This is a genomic window from Mycobacterium kyorinense (assembly GCF_001672775.1).
In the GTDB taxonomy this organism is placed as follows: domain Bacteria; phylum Actinomycetota; class Actinomycetes; order Mycobacteriales; family Mycobacteriaceae; genus Mycobacterium; species Mycobacterium kyorinense_A.
In genome coordinates, this window is record NZ_LZKJ01000158.1 from 13704 (window position 1) to 31888 (window position 18185).

Genomic DNA, 18185 nt, shown 5'->3' on the forward strand with positions numbered 1-18185 from the left:
CGGCCACTGCAGGCACGTATCTTGCGGTTTTGCCTGTCATCGGGGGCCAACCGCGCCACGCTTGGGCATGCCCTATTCGGTGGTAGGCAAACGGGTGCTGATTACCGGTGCATCGTCGGGCCTGGGCGCGGCGCTGGCCCAACAGTTGGCCGCCGACGGCGCGGTGGTCGGGCTGGTCGCCCGCCGGCGCGAACGGTTGGACGCGGTGCTGGCCGTCTGCCGGCGAAGCTCGCCGGATTCGCAAATGTGGGTCGCCGACATGGCCGACACCGCGGCCCTCGATGCGCTGGCCGTTGCGGCATGGGAGGGCCTCGGTGGCATCGACGTGTTGGTCAACAACGCGGCGATCCCGAAGCGCCGGGCGATCAGCGAGTTGGACCCGGCCGCGGTGGAGGCGGTCATGGGCGTCAACTTCGTCGCGCCGATGCGGCTTGCGCTGGCGGTGCTGCCGCGGATGCTGGGCCGCGGTGACGGCGTGATCGTCAACGTGGCCAGCATGGGTGGTCGGCTGGGAATCGTCCACGAGGCCGCCTACTGCGCCAGCAAGTTCGCGCTGTGCGGCTGGAGTGAGGTGATGGCCATCGACCTGCACGGCACAGGCGTCTCGGTGAAGCTCATCGAGCCCGGGCCCGTCGACACCGAGATCTGGGAACGGCCCGACAACGACGATCCGCTCTACGACGGGCCCAAGGTGCCTGCCGAGGAGGTGGCGGCCGGCATCATCGCGGCGCTGGGCAGCGACCGCTTCGAGCACTACCTGCCGGATATGAAGGTCGTCGTCGACGCCAAGAACGCCGATGTGGACGCCTACCTCGCCGGTGCGGCCGCGATGGCGCGACGATGAGGGCGCTGGTTTTCGGGGTGCCACCGGAGCCCGGGTTCGACGACGCCCTCGCGCACAGTCCCGTCGCGCTCCGTGACATGCCGGAACCCCGCTTGCTGCACGACGATTGGGTAATCACCAAGCCGCGACTGACCGGCATCTGCGGATCGGATTCCAAGCAGATCCTATTGGATTTCGGTGAAGGCGACGCCGACAACGCCATCTCGGCGTTTTGCTCGTTCCCGCAAGTGATGGGCCACGAGGTGGTGGCCGACGTCGTGACGGTTGGACCGAAGGCCCGCGGCCTGGACGTCGGGCAACGGGTGGTGCTCAACCCGTGGCTCTCCTGCGGGCCACGTGGTATCGAACCCCCTTGCCCGGCTTGTGAAAACGGTGACTACAGCCTGTGCTGGAGCTTTTGCGACGGCGACATCAAGCCCGGCATTCACACCGGGGTGTCGGCCGACGTGACCGGTGGCTACGCCGAGTCGATGGCGGCTCACGATTCGATGTTGTTCATCGTTCCTGAGTCGGTGCCCGATGAGCTGGCCGTGTTCGCCGACCCGTTCTCCGTTTCGTTGCACGCGATTACCCGCCACCCGCCGCCGCGGTCCGGTCGGGTTCTGGTGTACGGCGCGGGGTCACTGGGGTTGTGCGCGGTCGTGATCCTGCAAGCGCTGTACCCGGAAGTGGCGGTAGCGGTGGTGGCGCGCTTCGACGCGCAGGCCGAGTTGGCCCGTCAGTTCGGCGCCGATCTGGTGCTGGCGCACGAGCCACGCTTGGCGGTGGTCGAGCAAGTGGCCGTCTGGGGCGGCGGGCGGCTGCGGCAACCGTTGCAGGGGCTACCGATGGCCTACCCGGGCGCTGTCGACGTCGTCTACGACACCGTCGGCAAACCGGAAACATTCGAGGTCGGGGTGCGAGTGCTTCGGGCGCGCGGCACGTTGGTGAAGGCGGGTGTGCACACGCCGGGCCGGTGGGAGTGGAGTCCGTTGTATTTCAAGGAGATCGACTGGGTGGGCTCCAACGCCTTCGGTGTGGAGGAGGTGAACGGCGTGCGCAAACACGCGATCGGCCACTACCTCGACCTAATCGTTGACGGCGCAATTGATCTGCGCCCCATGCTGACTCACACCTTTGCCTTGGAACAGTGGCGCGACGCGTTTCTCGCCATTGCTGACCAGGGCAACAGCGGCGCGGTCAAGGTAGCGTTTGACCAGCGGTGAACTGCGTTCGGGCCCGGTCAATCTGATCAAGCGCGTAGGCCGCCATGGCGGCGTCGGTCATGTGTTCGCCGGCATTCGCCATGGATTGGTAGGCCTGGGCACCAAACACCTCGCGTAGATGCGTGATGGTCGAGTCGATCTCTCGATTGGCCGAGCGCGTCCAGGGGTTGCTCGCGAACGCACTGATAGTGGCGGCGGGTTCGTAGTATCCCAGGGTGTCGAGAACGCCGGCAAGGATGGCAAGCGGGCTGCTCAGCAAGGAGAAGCTGCCCGCATCGTAGAACGCGCGGATCGCCAGGTCTAAGTACTCCAAGGCGTCGGCGGGGTTGCCGCGGGTGGCCGCAACCCGCGACAGGCTCGCCGCAAGATGCGACTCGGCCCATTCGTTACCACTCTCTTGAGCGATTCTCAGGCCTTGGCGAAGAACGTCATAGGCGGCGATGGGATCAGCCTCGCGGTGCGTAACACCGTAGGCGAGAAGCGCAAGACATCTCAGCAAAGGATTACCCGTTGCATCATCCACCTCGAGGAGATCTTCCGAGATTGCCCTCGCCTCGCTACCGGCGCCGACGATGTTCAATGCCAAAGCCAGGCAGGCGTGCGGGACGATACCTTGTTCTCGTGCAACGATGTTGCGACACGAGTCAACCCACCGCTCCGGTTGACCTTTCGCTATGTATCCTCCACCGATCCACGCTTCGAACGCGAACGGAACCTTGTCGAATTGCCCGCTTGCTATGGCCAGCAGCCCGGCATCGGCATAGCAGACGGCACTGTCCACCCGACCGGTGATGTAGCTTTCTGCGGCCATGACGTAAAGCTGCGCCAACCGGCGATGTCGGACGGACTTGGCGCATTCGATGAGTTCCTCGGCCCAGCCGAGCGGTTCGTATTGCTCCACCCAAATGCCAAGAAATGCGACGTAGACGGCGATGGCGGCGGCGGTGTCGATGTCACTGTGGTCCGCAGACCACCGAAACGCGGCGCGCAGATTGGCCAGCTCGGCGGCAAACCAGGCGTAGGCATCGCGCTGGCGCGGACTGTCCCACAGCGCTAGCACGTCGGCTTCCCGTCCGGCGAAATAACGGGCGTGCGCGGCTCGGGCCTCCTCGGCTTTACCGACCGCGACAAGTTGTTCCTCGGCGAACTGGCGGATCGTCTCCAACATCGAAAACCGGGTCCGTCCTGACCTCCGGTCGGCCACCACAAGCGACTTGCGGACCAGGGCATCCAGCAAGTCCAGGGTGGCGAACTCGTCGTCATAGCCTGCGACCGCACCTGCAGCGTGCAGGTCGAAGCCGCCCGCGAACACCGAACACCTTGCCAACAGCAGCTTTTCGTCATCGTCGAGCAGGTCATGCGACCACTGCACTGCGTGCCGCAGAGTTTGGTGGCGCTCGAGCCCACGCCGCGATCCCACCAGCAGACGGAATCGGTCGTCGAGGCGGTCGCGCAACTCGGTCACCGTCATCGACTGCAGGCGTGACGCGGCCAATTCGATGCCCAGCGGTATCCCGTCGAGGCGGCAACAGATCTCGACCGCGGCAGCCTCGTCATCCCCGGCCCACGAGACATCGGGCGCCACCGCGCGGACGCGCTCGACGAACAGGGCTGCAGCGGTCGAATCGATGCCGTTTTTCACATCCAATGACGCCACCGGCCAGAGTTGTTCGTCGGAAACCCGCAACCCCTCCCGGCTGGTGGCGATAATTCTTACGGCCGGTGCGCTCTGCAAGATCGTCTGTATCATTTCGGCGGCCGCATCCAGGACGTGCTCGCAGTTGTCGAAGACGAGCAACCGAATCCGGCCCTCCTGTGCCGCGGCCACGCTGTCGGCCACACTCAGTCCCGGTTGCTGCGTAATGCCCAGTACCGCGGCCACCGCCTCAGGTACCGCGGCCGGATCGACAACCGCGGCCAGTTCGATCACCCATACCCCATCGGGAAAGCTGGCCATCGATCGTGCGGCTGCCTCCAACGCAAGGCGGGTCTTGCCCACGCCGCCAACGCCGGTCAAGGTCACCAACCGATGTGTTGTCAGCGCCTCCGTCACCTCGGACAGCTCCGACTCGCGCCCGACGAAGCTGGTGGACTGCGGTCGCAGGTTTCCTGGTGTCGCATCGAGCGTCCGGAGCGATGGAAACTCGCTGCGCAGGCCCGACGCTCGCACCTGAAAAATCTCGACCGGCCTGACCAAGTCTCGCAACCGCCGGGGCCCCAAGGCAATCAGGTCGACGGAGCTGAGTAGACCCGCGGTGGCGCCGTCGAGCAGAATTTGCCCGCCGTGTCCGCACGACATCACCCGTGAGGCACGATTGAGCACTGCGCCGAAGTAGTCCGCGCCGCGCAACTCGGCCTCACCGGTCGCGATTCCCATCCGCACCGGTAATTGCAGTTCGCGCTGCGCGGCCACCGCGGCATCGACGGCCGACATCGGTGAGGAGAACGCGGCACACATCCCATCACCGGTGTGTTTGAACAGCCACCCGTGGTGCATCTCTACGGCCTTGCACGACACCTGGTCGTGGGCTTCGAGAGCATGCCGCATCGCGTCCGCATCGGCTTCCCACCGCCGCGTCGAACCCTCGATATCGGTGAATAGGAAGGTGACGACGCCCGAGGGCACAGCCGCCGGTCCCTCAGAATGGTTCACGCCGCGCACTCCTGTTTCGGGAGATGTCATGGTAGGCCTGTCGTGCCAGCGCAGGGCGTATTTTCGCTGAAGACGGCCCGCCTTCCGGTGTCGCCTGAATGCGCGGGCTCAGCGATAGACGGGGCTGATGCTGCGGTCGCTGACGGCATGCGGCTTTATCGTTCGCCGAAGCGGCCGACCTCGCCCGCGAGTTGGGGTGATCGGTGGCGGCTCAGCCAGCTCCCGCGTAAAGCTCGCCCAAGAAGCCGCCTGCCACCACTGATCCAAATGCGCTCACAGCCTCTGCATCTCGCGTCCCATGCAGGAGCGCTCAAGGAATCCGTAGCGCTTCGGGTAGGGCCGGCGCGGTTGGCGGTCATTCGGTGTCGCGCTGAGAGACAGTCGGTGCATCCCGGCGCGGACGATACCGGCCGCTTCGGACCACCAATGAACAGTGTTGGGCCGTACCGGTACCGCTGCCGCGGTGCCGAAGACAACCTCGTGCTCGCTGATGAGGACCGGCGTCGGCGCCGCGCGGAGATGTTTCTTTGTTGTCGCGGCGGGGCTGGCCACCGCGGAGTTGCCGCCAACAATGTTCATGGCAGGTCCTTCCGCTGCTCAGTGTCGAATTCGATGGGCAGCGTGAGCGGTCCGCTCAACGCTGTCAGCGGCTTCCATGGGGCCGGGCCGGTGCGCCGCGCGTTGGGCATCCGCCACGTCATGACGGTCAGGGCTTCGGCGAGTTCAAGACGGGCCAGGTTTGCGCCCAGGCAATAGTGCATACCGGCGCCGAATGTCTGCATCGCTGGAGCGCTCTCGCGGGTGATGTCGAGCCGGACGGGATCGTCGTAAACAGCCGGATCACGGTTGGCAGCGGCGGTGTTGGCGATGACGAGTGTGCCGGCAGGGATCACCACTCCGGCAAGCTCGACATCCTCGAGCGCAATGCGCAAGGCGCCAAAGGCGATCGGGGAGTGGCGCATCGTCTCCTCGACAGCGTTGGCTGCCAGCTCGGGATGGCTGCCGAGCAATGCCCACTGGTCGGGGTGATCGCAGAGAACGTGCACTGATGCGGCCAGCTGATTTCGCGTGGTGTCGGTCCCGGCCATCAGCAAGCCCGCTGCCATCATCCGCAGCTCACTGGCGCTGAGCCGATCATCGCCGTCCTCGGCGCGAATCAGCTCGGAGATCAGGTCGTCGGACAGGGTGTGGCGGCGACGGGCGACCATGCCATCGATGTAGATGTCGAGTTCGTCCCACGCTGCCAAAATGTCCCGCTGGTGGGCGGCGACGTCCCAGCTGAAGACCTTGAAGATGTCATCGGTCCACTCGGAGAACAGCTCCCAGTCCTCGGTTGGTGCGCCCAGCAGAGCGCAGATGATCGGGATCGGGTACTGGCGGGCTATGTCGGTGACCACATCGCAGTGGCCGTTGTCGGCGCAGCGGTCAACCAGTCCGGTGATCACGTCAAGTATCGTTTCGCGCAGCCGAATCGTGGCTCGCGGTGTGAAGGCCTTGGACACCAGCCGGCGCAGGCGGTGGTGCTCGGCCCCGTCGAGGCTGATCAGGCTGGCCGCCATCCGCTCCCATAACGGGCCGGCGGTAATACCTTGGGAGGCAAGGAACATACCTTGCGGCACGCGGAATCGCGGGTCGCGCAGCACACTTCGGACCAGTTCATAGGTCAGCAGCTCCGGCCCGTGGGTACCAATGGCGATCGGGGCCCGTTGCCGTGCTTGACAGATGATTTCGTGAGCGTCGTCGGGGCTCTGGCAATGGTCATAGTCGATCTCGGGCAGGCCGGCATCAAAGACGCTCGGGTAGGTGATTCGGTCAATCGCGATCGTCATGGCACGCTCCCCAAGGTCGTCGGTGAAGTACCGTCGCCCCACAAAGTCTTGGCGTTGCCGCCGCGCACCACACGCGTAGCGGACTACCTGTCTTTTAGGGCCGGTACTCGGACACTTCGACTATCTGGTCGCAGCGCCCGAAGACCATCGGCCAGCGTGCGTAGGTTTTCGCCGCTGGGGTCGTAGATTTACGCGGACGTGGTGATTCAGCGTTCGCGGTAGCTCCAGGCGCGCAGCTGCTCGGAGATCTTGCCGAGATCGGCCAGTGCGCCGGTGGCAACCTGGATGACGAATTCGAAGCGGTCATCCTCCGGGGCGCTGATCCACTGGTCGTTGATCGCGAGGAACGTCCGGCAGGCTGTCCATGCCGTTCGCTTGTTTCCATCTACCAGCGCGTGATTTCGCACCAGAGAATGCAGCAGCGCTGCCGCCTTGAGGTGGATATCGGGATAAGCGTCCTGACCGAACACCGATGCGCGGGGGCGTGCCAGAGCGGATTCGAACAAACCGTAATCGCGGACTGCGGCGTCGGCCCCGCCGGCCTGACGCGCAATGTCGAGCAGGTCGTCGAGATCGAGGTACTCGATCATGCGTCTTTGAGACGCTCCAGGACCCCGGCCTCCTCGCGCAGCACCCGTTCCAGCGCCGTCGCGACCTTGGCTTTGTGCGCCCGCCGTGCGATGTATTCGTCGATGGCCGAGAGCGCGACGGCCTGCATCGACCGCCCCTCGGCAGCGGCCTGTTTGCGCAGCGCTTCGGTTTGCTCGGCACTGGTGCGCAGCGTCATACCCATACTCGCATGATACCGGAGTGATACCAAGGTCTTCAGCTACGGCCAGCGATGGGCGAAGCTCAATCCGCGTACGCATACAACGCGGCAACTATTAGCGATTTCGCTGATGTTCCGCCGTACGCGTCGCCGCATGCTGGCTAACATGAGCCAAACTGACTGGAGCGACGTTGGTGTGAGCGAGCTGCCGACCGGAACGGTGACGTTGCTGCTGGCCGACGTCGAGGGTTCGACGCGGCTGTGGGAAACCCAGCCTGACGAAATGGCCGCCGCGATTGCGCGGCTCGATCAGGCCGTGTCGGAGGCCATTGCCACCCATGACGGTGCCCGGCCGGTCGAGCAGGGCGAGGGCGACAGCTTCGTGATCGCGTTCGGGCGCGCCTCCGATGCGGTGGCCTGCGCACTCGATTTGCAACGGGCACCGCTCGCGCCGATCCGCTTGCGGATCGGCATCCATAGCGGCGAGGTGCGGCTGCGCGACGAGGGCAACTACATCGGGCCGACGATCAATCGCACGGCTCGGTTGCGGGACTTGGCGCACGGCGGCCAAACCGTATTGTCGGGCGCGACCGAGCTGCTCGTCGTCGATCAGCTCGCAGCCGATGTCTCATTGACCGACCTGGGCAGCCACCTACTGCGCGATCTGCCCCGGCCGGAGCGGGTCGTGCAGCTGTGTCATCCGGACCTGCGCAACGAATTCCCGCCGCTACGAACGCACAAGGCCCTTGCCTCCCACAATCTTCCGGCCCAACTCACGAGTTTTGTCGGGCGTCACGCGGAGATCAAGAACTTACGCGAGGCGCTGGCCAATAATCGCCTGGTTACCCTTACCGGAGCCGGCGGAGCGGGCAAGACACGCCTGGCCATGCACGTCGCCGCAGCGCTCGCCGAGGAATATGCCGACGGGATCTGCTACGTCGATTTGGCGCCGATCACCCATCCCGATGTCGTGCCAGTCACCGCAGCGCGCGCCCTTGGGCTGCCCGATCAGCCCGGCCGGTCGACCATCGACACGCTGCAGCAGCATCTTCGCGATCGCAATATGCTGCTGGTGCTGGACAATTGCGAACATCTGCTCGACTCGTCCGCTTCGTTGGTCGCTGCGCTCCTTGCCGCCGCGCCGAGGGTAACCGTGGTTGCCACCAGCCGTGAGCCGCTCGGCGTGATGGGGGAAGCCGGCTGGCAGGTGCCCTCGCTGTCGCTGTCCGACGACGCCGTCGAGTTGTTCGCCGATCGTGCCCGCTTGGCCCGCGCCGACTTCACCGTCAACGACGACAATGCCGCCGCGGTTAGCGAGATCTGCCGACGCCTGGACGGTATGCCGTTAGCGATTGAGCTTGCGGCCGCGCGAGTGCGCACGCTGTCGCTGACGGAGATCGTCGACAGCCTGCACGACCGGTTCCGTCTCTTGACCGGCGGTTCTCGCATCGCCGTGCGCCGACAGCAAACCCTGCGCGCCTCGGTTGATTGGTCGCACGCCCTTCTCACCGACACCGAGCGCGTTCTGTTCCGCCGACTGGCCGTATTCCTGGGGGGCTTCGACCTCGATGCCGCCCGTGCCGTCGCCGGAGCCGACGGGGTGGAGCGCTACCAGGTTCTCGACCAACTCACCCTGCTAGTCGACAAGTCGTTGGTGGTCGCCGAAAGTACCAGCGGCACAACACGATACCGCTTGCTGGAAACAGTGCGCCAATATGCGCTGGAGAAACTCGGGGAGTCCGGCGAAGCCGACGCCGTCAGGTCTCGGCACTGCGACTACTACACGTCGATGGCCGCCCTGCTCGACGCACCGGCCCGGACCGACTACGGGCAACGACTCGAGCAGACGGAAGTCGAGATGGACAACCTACGCAGCGCATTGGGATGGAATCTGGAGACATCGAACAGCGAGCGCGCGTTGTCGCTGGCGTCGTCGCTGCAGCGGCTTTGGATGACACGCGGGCGCTTTTTAGAAGGCCGGGCGTGGTTCGATACCGTTGTCGCCCAGAACGATTTGAACGATCTCGAGGTGCCCGCCGCGGTACGCGCCCGTGCACTCACCGACACGGCAGTGTTGAACATGTGGGTCGACGACGGCGTCGATCGGGCCGAGCGCGCACTGGCCATCGCCCGCGAACTCGATGACCCGGCCCTGCTGGCGAGGGCGCTGACTGCCTGTGGCTTCATCACCGGCAGCAGATACAACGGCAAGGCAGCCGGAGCGTACTTCGCGGAAGCGATGGCTTTCGCCCAGCAGTTGGATGATCGGTGGAGCCTGAGCCAGATCCTGGCCTGGCAGGCCAACACCGGAGTCAACATTGGCGATCCGATCGCGGCCCGCGCGGCCGGCGAAGAAGGGCGCGATCTCGCCGATGCGATCGGTGATCGGCCCAACTCGCGGATGTGCCGTCTCTGCGTCACATTTGCGCAGCTGATGGAAGGCGAGGTAGGCGCCGCCGTTGCGGGATTCCGGAACGTGGCCGCCGAGTGCGAAGCCGATCACGACGAGTTTCTCAAACCGCTCGCAGGGATGGGACTAGGTGTTGCGCTGGCACATCAGGGTGACATCAATGCGGCCCACGCCGCGGCCGACATGGCACTCGAGGCCGCGTTGGGTCTAGATGAGTACTTCCAGGGGATGAGTCATGTGGCAGCGGCGACGGCCGCGCTGGCGGCCGGCGACATCAGCGCAGCCCATCTCGCGAGCGACCGGGCCTGGCAACACCTCATTGTGGTCCAACCCCAGATGGCCGTGGCCGCGCGTGCCTTCAACGCCGTCGAGGTGGCGCGGGCGGAAGGAGAGTTGGTGCTGGCGCGCCGTTGGGTCGAGGAAGCCGTTTCGCTGGCGTCAGGATGGCACCTGGTCGTGGCTCTATTGGCCCGTGCTCGGATCGCAGTTGCAGAAGGCGATCGCGAAGAAGCGGACCGCGACGCCCATGATGCGCTCGCCCGCAGCGTCAGCTGCGGGGTGTATTTACACCTTGCCGACATCTTCGAGTGCCTTGCCGATCTCGTCAGAAGCGTCGACAGTCAACAAGCCGCCCGTCTTTTCGGTGCGGCCGAGGCGTTCCGGCGGCGCATGGGGATGGTGCGGCTCAAGGTTCATCAAACCGGTTATGAATCATCGGTTGCAGCGCTGCGCGACGCGATGGACGACACGGAGTTTGGGGCCGCATGGGCGGAGGGTGCAGCGTTATCCATGGAGGCGGCGATTGCCTACGCACAGCGTGGTCGCGGCGAACGGCGGCGGCCGACCAGTGGGTGGGCGTCCTTAACGCCCGCCGAGTACGAGGTGGTGCGGCTGGTCTGCGAAGGCCTGGCCAACAAAGACATCGCCACAAGGCTGTTCATATCGCCGCGCACAGTGCAAGCACACCTGACCCACGTCTACACGAAACTCGGCCTCACCTCACGCATGCAACTGGCCCAAGAAGCAGCCCGCCGCGCCTGATCGACGTCCGTCGCAGCATCCGCATGTGTTAACATGCATGCATGCGGACAACCGTGGAGATTACCGATCAGCAGCATCGCGCGCTCAGTGCAATCGCTCAGCGCCGCGGAGTTCGCGGTTTCTCGGCACTCGTCCAGGAGGCGCTGGATGCGTACTTGGGGAGTTTGAACACCAACGAGACAGACCTGCTGTTGGGTCTCGAAGGCACGCTCACGGACTCCGAGACACGAGAGGTGCAGTCGCGCATCAATGACGTAAGGGCTCGATGGCGGGCCTCGTAATTGTCGACACGGATCTCGTCGTCGATTTTCTCCGCGGCAAGGGGCCCGGAGTACCGCTGGTGCGCGAGCTGATTGCTGACCACCGCCTTCGGGTGACCGCGATAACCGCGTTCGAACTGCGCGTCGGTACGGACTTCTTGGCTGGCCGCGACGACATTCTCCGCTTGGTACGTTCACGGGCTTTTCCGCTGGATCCGGTTAGTGCGTTACGCGCAGGGGATGTGGCCGCAACGCTGCGGGCGGCCGGCCAAGATATCGGCATGGCGGATTGTTTGCAGGCGGGTATTTGTTTGAACTTCGAGTTGCCGTTCGCGACTCGCAACCGCAAGCACTTCGATCGGGTGGCGGGCTTGCGACTATTCGACGTCGGCTAACCGGCTATATCGGATTGGCGCGCAAATAGCTGTAAATCCCGGCAAATCCGGCGTTGACGTCCTCCGGGATGGGCACCGGACCGCCGAGAGCTCGTGCACCCCAGACGATTTGGGCGGTGCGCTCAACAAGTGCGGTGACGTGCAGCGCTTTGTCCGGGCGCGGTGCGACGGCCACCATGCCGTGGTTGGCGATCAGCGCCGCCGCGCGGCCCTCCAACGCCTTGACCGCGTTGGCGCCGACGTCGGGCGTGCCGGACGCGGCGTACTCGGTGCAGCGGATATCCCCGCCGCAGTACACCGCGAACTCGTCGATGCAGGCCGGAATCGACTGGTGCGCAATGGCAAACATCGTCGCCCACACCGGATGGCTGTGGATCACGCTGCCGATGTCGTCAAAAGCCTTGAAACAGGCCAGGTGCAGCTTCATTTCCGTCGACGGCGATCGCCCCTCGGCGGCCTGCAGCACGTTGCCTTCCGGATCGACCAGCACCAGATCGTCGAGCGTCATCTCGGCGTAGTCGACCGACGACGGAGTGATGACCAGATTGCCGTCCGCCCGTCGCGCCGAGATGTTCCCTGCGGTCCCCTCGACCAAGCCGCGCCGCAGCATGTCCTTGGCGGCCGCCAGCACCGCGGCTTCCGGGTTCTCGACGGACCTCATGGTCCTAGCACCTCCGGGTTGACGATATGCACCGGTCGCTGGCCGGACACCAGCGCTTGCAGGTCGTCGGCGACCATCTGCGCCTGTCGCGCTTCAGTGTTCCACGTCGCGCCGCCGATATGGGGTGTCAGCACCACATTCGGCATGCTCACCAGCGGGTGGTCAACAGGTAGCCATTCCCCGACGAAGTGATCCAGCCCTGCGGCTCCGACCTGGCCGCTGCGCAGCGCCTCGACCAGCGCATCGGTGTCATGGAGCTGGGCTCGCGCGGTATTGAGGAACACCACGCCGTCCCGCATCGCGGCGAACTGCTCGGCGCCGATCAGCCCGGTGGTGTCGTCGGTGACCGGCGCGTGCAGCGAGACGATGTCGGCCTCGGCGAGCAGCTCGTCGAGGCTGTGGCGCGCCTCGTCGTTGTACGGGTCGTACGCGATCACCCGCATGCCCAATCCGGTCAGCCGCCATTGCACCGCGCGGCCGACCGCGCCGAGGCCGATCAGCCCCACGGTCAAGCCCGCGAGTTCCCAGGCTCGGAACCGCTGATAGGGAATCGTGCCGTCGCGGAACACTTCTCCGGCGCGTACGTCGGTATCGGCGGTCAGCACATGGCGGGTGGCGGCGAACAGCAGCGCCAACGTCATCTCGGCGACCGCATCGGCGTTACGTCCCGGCGTGTTGAGCACCGGAATACGGGCCGCGGTGGCGCCGGCGATGTCGACGTTGTTCGGGTCGCCGCGGGTGGAGGCGATCGCCTGCAAGCCGAGCTCGAACACCGGGCCGCTGACCGAATCGCTTTCCACCACAACGATATCGACGCCCTCAGCGGAAATCCGCTCGGCCAGCTGCTCGGCGGTGTAGATGCGCAGCGGCCGCTGGTCGATCCACGGGTCGTAGACCACATCGACCAGCCGTCGCAACTTGTCGAAACCCTCGCCACGCAGTGGCGCCGTCACCAAAGCACGCGTCACGACTGCCAATGCTGGCGTACGGTGACGCCCGTGTCACGTGCAGAGGTCACAATCGGCATCGACATCGGTAGCACCGCGGTCAAAGCGGTGGCCGCCGACGAGAAGGGCCGGGTGATAACGCGGGCACGCATTCCGCATCAGCTTCGCGTGCCGGCCCCCGACCGGCTGGAGCACGATGCCGAGGAGGCGTGGCGGCGCGGCCCGCTAACCGCCTTGAAAAAACTCGCCGCAAACGGCGCCCGAGCGGTCGCGGTCTCGGCGATGGTGCCGTCGCTGACCGCGGTCGACGCGACCGGTCGGCCGATCACCCCCGGCCTGCTCTACGGCGACAGCCGCGGCCGGGTCCCGGTGCCCGACACCTCGTTTCCGCCGACCGGAGAGGCGGCCGAGTTCCTGCGCTGGACCGCAGCCCAGGCGCCCGAAGCCGCCGGGTACTGGCCCGCGCCGGCGGTGGCCAACCACGCGCTGGCCGGCGACGCCGTCGTCGATTTCGCGACCGCCTACACCACACTTCCGCTTTTCGACGGCACCGGCTGGAACGAGCACGCATGCGCGGAATGCGGCGCCGGCGCCCACCACATGCCGCGGGTGGACGCTCCGGGCGCGGCGGCGGCGCACGTGAGCGGCACCGACGCCGTGCTGGCGGTCGGGGCCATCGACGCGCTGTGCGAGCAGCTGGTGGCCGGCGCCGAATCCGACGGCGACGTGCTGGTGCTGTGCGGCACGACGCTGATCGTGTGGACGACGATTCCCGAGTGGCGGCAAGTGCCGGGTTTGTGGACGATTCCGCACACCGCGACGGGAAAGAGCCAGATCGGCGGCCCCAGCAACGCCGGCGGGCTGTTCCTGAACTGGGTGGACCGCATCCTACGACCCGGCGATCCGAAAACCGCTGCGCCGCAGCGAGTTCCGGTGTGGTCACCCTATGTCCGTGGCGAGCGTACGCCCTACCACGATCCATACCGCCGCGCGGTGCTCGACGGGCTGGATCTCACCCACGACGCCGCGGCACTGCGACGGGCCGCTTACGAGGCCTCCGGCTTCGTCGTCCGTCAGCTCGTCGAACGCAGCGGCGCCGCGGCGTCGCGCATCGTGGCGGCCGGCGGCGGCACCCGCGTGCAACCGTGGATGCAGGCCGTCGCCGACGCCACGGGCCTGCCGGTGCACGTCTCAGCGGTCGCCGAGGGGGCTGCGCTGGGCGCGGCGTTCCTGGCCCGGCTGGCCGTCGGCCTGGAATCGTCGATGACCGACGCCGCGCGATGGGCCAGCACCGAGTGTGTCGTCGAACCCGACCCGGCATGGACGAGCGCCACCGACGAGCGCTACCACCGTTTCCTGGAGCTAGCCGACCGCCCGTCCAGGACTATCGAACGGCAGTGACGGCCAGCGTGTTTTGGGTGGGCATCGGCGTGGCCGGCAACTCGAGCCCAGCGTCGGCGAAGAGGTCGGCGCGGCTGCGTGTCGACACCCGCCAGCCGTGCTCGGTCAGATAATCGGTCACCGGGTTGCGTTCGCCGCGGTATACCAGCGAGGACAGGTCGACGTCGAAACCATGCTTGCCCCAATGCTCGTTCATCGCTTTGGCGCGTTCGTCGAGCATCGGCGGGCCGTCGGGATGGTATTCGGTCGCCAGCCGACTGCCCGGCGCGCTGAGCGCGGTCACGGTGTCGAACAGCCGGTCCTGCGCCTCCGGCGGTAGGTACAGCAACAGACCTTCGGCGCTCCACGCCGTCGGCTTGCTCTCGTCGAACCCGCTGCGGCGCAACGCGGCCGGCCAGTCGTCCCGCAGGTCGATGGGCACAGTCCGGCGCTCAGCGGTGGGGCGGGCGCCCAGTTTCGCCAACGTGGACGTCTTGAACTCGACCACCTCGGGCTGGTCGATTTCATAGACGACGGTGCCGTCGGACCAGACCAGCCGGTAAGCGCGCGAGTCCAGACCGGCGGCCAGAATGACCGCCTGCTGAATCCCCGCGGCGCCGGCGTCGGTGAAGAACTCGTCGAAGAAGCGGGTGCGCACTGCCATCACCTGCGTGAGCCGCTGCAGGTTGAACTGCGGGTCATCGTCGGCGCCGGGAACCTCGATCTCACCGTCGAGCAGCCGGGCGAAGAACTCGACGCCCACTGCCCGCACCAGCGGGTCGGCGAACGGATCGTTGATCAGCGGCTCGGGCTCTCGGCTAGCCAGTGCGCGGGCCGCGGCGACCATCGTCGCCGTCGCTCCCACACTCGACGCCAGATCCCAGCTGTCACTGTCGCTGCGTGTCACGGCTCTCCTGATAATTAGCCAACGTAATGAGCCACCGAAACTGTACGCCTGCTTGCGGGCGTTCGCTGCCTGCGCTGTTACTCTCGTAGACTGCTTGACGCGCATATTCTGGCCTGCGGGTCGGCGCGTAATACAGGACAACCCGTTGCTGGCGAGACCAGCCCATTGGCATGCCGCGACCCGAGCCCGGCTGCGCAGGAGGAAGAGTGCTTTCGGCTTTCATCTCATCGCTGCGAACAGTCGACCTGAGACGGAAGATCCTGTTCACGATCGGCGTCATCATTCTCTACCGGGTCGGCGCGTCGCTGCCGTCGCCCGGGGTGAACTACCCGAACGTGCAGAAGTGCATTGCGCAGGTCAGCGGCGGGGAAGCGGCACAAATCTACTCGCTGATCAACCTGTTCTCCGGCGGCGCGCTGTTGCAGTTGACGGTGTTCGCCGTCGGGGTGATGCCGTACATCACCGCGAGCATCATTGTGCAGCTGCTCACCGTGGTCATCCCACGGTTTGAGGAACTGCGCAAGGAAGGCCAGTCCGGCCAGGCCAAGATGACGCAGTACACCCGCTACCTGGCGATCGCGCTGGCCATCTTGCAGGCCACCAGCATCGTGGCGCTGGCGGCCAACGGCGGGCTGCTGCAGGGCTGCAGCCTCGACATAATCGCCGACCAGAGCATCTTCACCCTGGTCGTCATCGTGCTGGTGATGACGGGCGGCGCGGCGCTGGTGATGTGGATGGGCGAGGTGATCACCGAACGCGGTATCGGCAACGGCATGTCGCTGCTGATCTTCGTCGGTATCGCCGCCCGGATTCCGGCCGAGGGCAAATCGATCCTGGACAGCCGCGGCGGCGTGATCTTCACGGCAGTGTGCGTGGCCGCCCTGATCATCATCGTCGGCGTGGTGTTCGTCGAGCAGGGCCAGCGCCGCATCCCCGTGCAATACGCCAAACGCATGGTGGGCCGGCGGATGTACGGCGGCACCTCGACGTATCTGCCGCTCAAGGTCAACCAGGCCGGCGTTATCCCGGTCATCTTCGCGTCGTCGCTGATCTACATCCCGCATCTGATCACCCAGCTGGTCCGCAGCGGCACCGGCGGTGCGGGAAACAGCTGGTGGGACAAGTTCGTCGGCAACTACCTCACCGACCCGGCCAGCCCGGTCTACATCGCGATCTACTTCGGGCTGATCATCTTCTTCACGTACTTCTACGTGTCGATCACCTTCAACCCCGACGAACGTGCCGACGAGATGAAGAAGTTCGGTGGCTTCATCCCCGGCATCCGGCCCGGCCGGCCGACCGCTGACTACCTGCGCTTTGTGTTGAGCCGCATCACGTTGCCCGGTTCGATCTACCTCGGTGTGATCTCGGTGCTGCCGAACCTGTTCCTGCAGATCGGCAATACCGGACAGGTACAGAACCTGCCGTTCGGCGGCACCGCGGTCCTGATCATGATCGGCGTCGGTTTGGACACCGTCAAACAGATCGAGAGCCAGCTCATGCAGCGCAACTACGAAGGGTTCCTGAAGTGAGAGTGGTTTTGCTCGGACCGCCCGGCGCGGGCAAGGGCACCCAGGCCGTCAAGCTGGCCGACAAATTCGGGGTCCCGCAGATCTCCACCGGCGACTTGTTCCGCCGCAATATCAGCGAGGGCACCAAACTCGGCTTGGAGGCCAAGCGCTACCTCGACGCCGGCGACTTGGTGCCCTCGGAGCTGACCAACGCGCTGGTCGAAGACCGGATCGACCAGCCCGACGCGGCCTCCGGGTTCATCTTGGACGGTTACCCGCGCTCGGTGGAGCAGGCCAGGGCGCTGCACGACATGCTCGAACGGCGAGGAGCCCCGCTCGATGCGGTGCTGGAATTCCGGGTGTCTGAAGAGGTGCTGCTCGAGCGGCTCGAAGGCCGGGGCCGAGCCGACGACACCGAAGAGATCATCCACAACCGGATGAAGGTCTACCGCGACGAAACGGCGCCGTTGCTGGACTACTACCAGCATGAGCACGAACTGAAAACCGTCGACGCCGTCGGCACCGTCGACGAAGTGTTCGCCCGCGCCCTGCAGGCGCTGGGTAAATAACCGTGATCGGCGGACTGCGCAGTCGCAAGGTCGTGCCGCAGCGCAGCTCCGGTGAACTCGACGCGATGGCCGCCGCGGGCGCCGTGGTGGCCGCCGCGCTGGGCGCGGTGCGAAAGGCCGCCGCGCCCGGGGTATCGACCCTGAATCTCGACGAAATCGCCGAATCGGTGATCCGCGACGCCGGCGCCACGCCGTCGTTCCTGGGTTATCACGGATACCCGGCGTCGATCTGCTCGTCGGTCAACGACCGGGTGGTGCACGGCATCCCGTCTGCCACCGAGATCCTGGCCGCAGGCGACCTGGTGTCCATCGACTGCGGCGCCATCCTCGACGGTTGGCACGGCGACGCGGCGATCACCTTCGGCGTCGGGCAGCTCATCCCCGCCGACGAAGTGCTCTCCCAAGCGACCCGGGAGTCGATGAACGCCGGGATCGCGGCCATGGTTGCCGGCAACAGGCTCACCGACGTCTCGCACGCCATCGAGAGCGCCACCCACGCCGCCGAAGCCCGTTATGGCCGGGCCTTCGGCATCGTCGAGGGCTACGGCGGTCACGGCATCGGACGGCAAATGCACATGGACCCCTTCCTGCCCAACGAAGGAGCTCCCGGACGCGGTCCGCTGCTGGCCGTCGGATCGGTGTTGGCGATCGAACCGATGCTCACTCTGGGCACTCGCAAAACCAAGGTGCTCGACGACGAGTGGACGGTCACTACCGCCGACGGATCGCGGGCTGCGCACTGGGAGCACACCGTTGCGGTGACCGAGGACGGGCCCCGCATCCTGACCGTCGGCTAACGCGTCG

The 18185-nt window shown here is 65.9% G+C and carries 17 protein-coding genes; 9 read left to right on the top strand and 8 right to left on the bottom strand.

Annotated features, from left to right (window positions below; genetic code table 11):
* The first annotated feature begins 67 nt into the window (after positions 1-67).
* Both A5707_RS17415 and A5707_RS17420 read left to right on the top strand, forming a co-directional pair.
* Positions 68-844, top strand: coding sequence for an SDR family NAD(P)-dependent oxidoreductase (locus A5707_RS17415; RefSeq protein ID WP_065015702.1), 777 nt, complete (start codon positions 68-70; stop codon positions 842-844).
* The gene (locus A5707_RS17420) at positions 841-2049 is read left to right on the top strand and encodes a zinc-dependent alcohol dehydrogenase (RefSeq protein WP_065015703.1); all 1209 of its coding nucleotides are present in this window, start codon (positions 841-843) and stop codon (positions 2047-2049) included. Before A5707_RS17415 ends, A5707_RS17420 begins: the two co-directional genes overlap by 4 nt.
* Here the strand turns inward: A5707_RS17420 and A5707_RS17425 are convergent.
* The 5 genes from A5707_RS17425 to A5707_RS17445 all read right to left on the bottom strand — a co-directional run bounded on the left by A5707_RS17425 (position 2024) and on the right by A5707_RS17445 (position 7324).
* Entirely contained in the window at positions 2024-4732 is a 2709-nt protein-coding gene (locus A5707_RS17425; protein WP_065015704.1) for an adenylate/guanylate cyclase domain-containing protein, read from the bottom strand. The two genes, A5707_RS17420 and A5707_RS17425, sit on opposite strands and share 26 nt — an antisense overlap.
* Before the next feature lie 243 nt (positions 4733-4975).
* Entirely contained in the window at positions 4976-5281 is a 306-nt protein-coding gene (locus tag A5707_RS17430) for a hypothetical protein (protein WP_065015705.1), read from the bottom strand.
* The gene (locus tag A5707_RS17435) at positions 5278-6531 is read right to left on the bottom strand and encodes a cytochrome P450 (RefSeq protein WP_065015706.1); all 1254 of its coding nucleotides are present in this window, start codon (positions 6529-6531) and stop codon (positions 5278-5280) included. The genes A5707_RS17430 and A5707_RS17435 overlap by 4 nt, the downstream gene beginning before the upstream one ends.
* 206 nt (positions 6532-6737) lie before the next feature.
* Complete coding sequence (locus tag A5707_RS17440; RefSeq protein ID WP_065015707.1) at positions 6738-7121, bottom strand: type II toxin-antitoxin system death-on-curing family toxin; 384 nt, start codon at positions 7119-7121, stop codon at positions 6738-6740.
* Positions 7118-7324 carry a CopG family transcriptional regulator gene (locus A5707_RS17445; protein ID WP_065015708.1) on the bottom strand — a complete coding sequence of 69 codons (207 nt, stop codon included), beginning with the start codon at positions 7322-7324 and terminating at the stop codon, positions 7118-7120. The genes A5707_RS17440 and A5707_RS17445 overlap by 4 nt, the downstream gene beginning before the upstream one ends.
* A gap of 142 nt (positions 7325-7466) precedes the next feature.
* Here A5707_RS17445 and A5707_RS17450 point away from each other — a divergent pair, with 142 nt between their 5' ends.
* From A5707_RS17450 to A5707_RS17460, 3 genes are read left to right on the top strand one after another with little or no spacing between them, the layout of a single operon-like run.
* On the top strand, positions 7467-10751 hold the full coding sequence (locus A5707_RS17450) for a helix-turn-helix transcriptional regulator (protein WP_419866438.1): 3285 nt from the start codon (positions 7467-7469) through the stop codon (positions 10749-10751).
* A 41-nt stretch (positions 10752-10792) separates the two neighbouring features.
* Positions 10793-11032, top strand: coding sequence for a hypothetical protein (locus tag A5707_RS17455; RefSeq protein ID WP_065015709.1), 240 nt, complete (start codon positions 10793-10795; stop codon positions 11030-11032).
* Positions 11017-11406 (top strand): type II toxin-antitoxin system VapC family toxin, encoded by a 390-nt coding sequence (locus A5707_RS17460; RefSeq protein ID WP_065015710.1) that lies wholly within the window; start codon positions 11017-11019, stop codon positions 11404-11406. The genes A5707_RS17455 and A5707_RS17460 overlap by 16 nt, the downstream gene beginning before the upstream one ends.
* A gap of 4 nt (positions 11407-11410) precedes the next feature.
* Here A5707_RS17460 and A5707_RS17465 read toward each other — a convergent pair whose 3' ends face one another.
* Both A5707_RS17465 and A5707_RS17470 read right to left on the bottom strand, forming a co-directional pair.
* The gene (locus A5707_RS17465) at positions 11411-12067 is read right to left on the bottom strand and encodes an L-fuculose-phosphate aldolase (protein WP_065015711.1); all 657 of its coding nucleotides are present in this window, start codon (positions 12065-12067) and stop codon (positions 11411-11413) included.
* Positions 12064-13044, bottom strand: a complete 981-nt coding sequence (locus A5707_RS17470; RefSeq protein ID WP_065015712.1) for an NAD(P)-dependent oxidoreductase — start codon at positions 13042-13044, stop codon at positions 12064-12066. Before A5707_RS17470 ends, A5707_RS17465 begins: the two co-directional genes overlap by 4 nt.
* Positions 13045-13065: 21 nt before the next feature.
* Here A5707_RS17470 and A5707_RS17475 point away from each other — a divergent pair, with 21 nt between their 5' ends.
* Positions 13066-14415, top strand: a complete 1350-nt coding sequence (locus A5707_RS17475; protein WP_065015713.1) for a xylulokinase — start codon at positions 13066-13068, stop codon at positions 14413-14415.
* Here A5707_RS17475 and A5707_RS17480 read toward each other — a convergent pair.
* A complete protein-coding gene (locus A5707_RS17480) occupies positions 14399-15301 on the bottom strand; it encodes a class I SAM-dependent methyltransferase (protein ID WP_065015714.1) in 903 nt (300 codons plus the stop codon). The genes A5707_RS17475 and A5707_RS17480 overlap by 17 nt on opposite strands.
* Before the next feature lie 206 nt (positions 15302-15507).
* Between A5707_RS17480 and secY the strand changes: the two genes are divergently transcribed.
* The 3 genes from secY to map are packed head-to-tail and all read left to right on the top strand — an operon-like array spanning position 15508 to position 18178.
* Positions 15508-16833: a preprotein translocase subunit SecY gene (secY, locus tag A5707_RS17485; RefSeq protein ID WP_065015715.1), complete on the top strand. Its 1326-nt coding sequence runs from the start codon at positions 15508-15510 to the stop codon at positions 16831-16833.
* The gene (locus A5707_RS17490) at positions 16830-17381 is read left to right on the top strand and encodes an adenylate kinase (protein ID WP_065015716.1); all 552 of its coding nucleotides are present in this window, start codon (positions 16830-16832) and stop codon (positions 17379-17381) included. The genes secY and A5707_RS17490 overlap by 4 nt, the downstream gene beginning before the upstream one ends.
* A gap of 2 nt (positions 17382-17383) precedes the next feature.
* The gene (map, locus tag A5707_RS17495; protein ID WP_419866439.1) at positions 17384-18178 is read left to right on the top strand and encodes a type I methionyl aminopeptidase; all 795 of its coding nucleotides are present in this window, start codon (positions 17384-17386) and stop codon (positions 18176-18178) included.
* The last annotated feature ends 7 nt before the right edge of the window (positions 18179-18185 follow it).

Excerpts from the sequence above, each read along its gene's own strand:
- A5707_RS17420 (WP_065015703.1), top strand. The coding sequence starts at position 841 with ATGAGGGCGCTGGTTTTCGGGGTGCCACCGGAGCCCGGGTTCGACGAC.
- A5707_RS17440 (WP_065015707.1), bottom strand. The coding sequence starts at position 7,121 with ATGATCGAGTACCTCGATCTCGACGACCTGCTCGACATTGCGCGTCAG.
- A5707_RS17455 (WP_065015709.1), top strand. The coding sequence starts at position 10,793 with ATGCGGACAACCGTGGAGATTACCGATCAGCAGCATCGCGCGCTCAGT.
- A5707_RS17435 (WP_065015706.1), bottom strand. The coding sequence starts at position 6,531 with ATGACGATCGCGATTGACCGAATCACCTACCCGAGCGTCTTTGATGCC.
- A5707_RS17430 (WP_065015705.1), bottom strand. The coding sequence starts at position 5,281 with ATGAACATTGTTGGCGGCAACTCCGCGGTGGCCAGCCCCGCCGCGACA.
- A5707_RS17465 (WP_065015711.1), bottom strand. The coding sequence starts at position 12,067 with ATGAGGTCCGTCGAGAACCCGGAAGCCGCGGTGCTGGCGGCCGCCAAG.
- A5707_RS17415 (WP_065015702.1), top strand. The coding sequence starts at position 68 with ATGCCCTATTCGGTGGTAGGCAAACGGGTGCTGATTACCGGTGCATCG.
- A5707_RS17460 (WP_065015710.1), top strand. The coding sequence starts at position 11,017 with ATGGCGGGCCTCGTAATTGTCGACACGGATCTCGTCGTCGATTTTCTC.
- A5707_RS17445 (WP_065015708.1), bottom strand. The coding sequence starts at position 7,324 with ATGGGTATGACGCTGCGCACCAGTGCCGAGCAAACCGAAGCGCTGCGC.
- A5707_RS17425 (WP_065015704.1), bottom strand. The coding sequence starts at position 4,732 with ATGACATCTCCCGAAACAGGAGTGCGCGGCGTGAACCATTCTGAGGGA.
- A5707_RS17450 (WP_419866438.1), top strand. The coding sequence starts at position 7,467 with ATGAGCCAAACTGACTGGAGCGACGTTGGTGTGAGCGAGCTGCCGACC.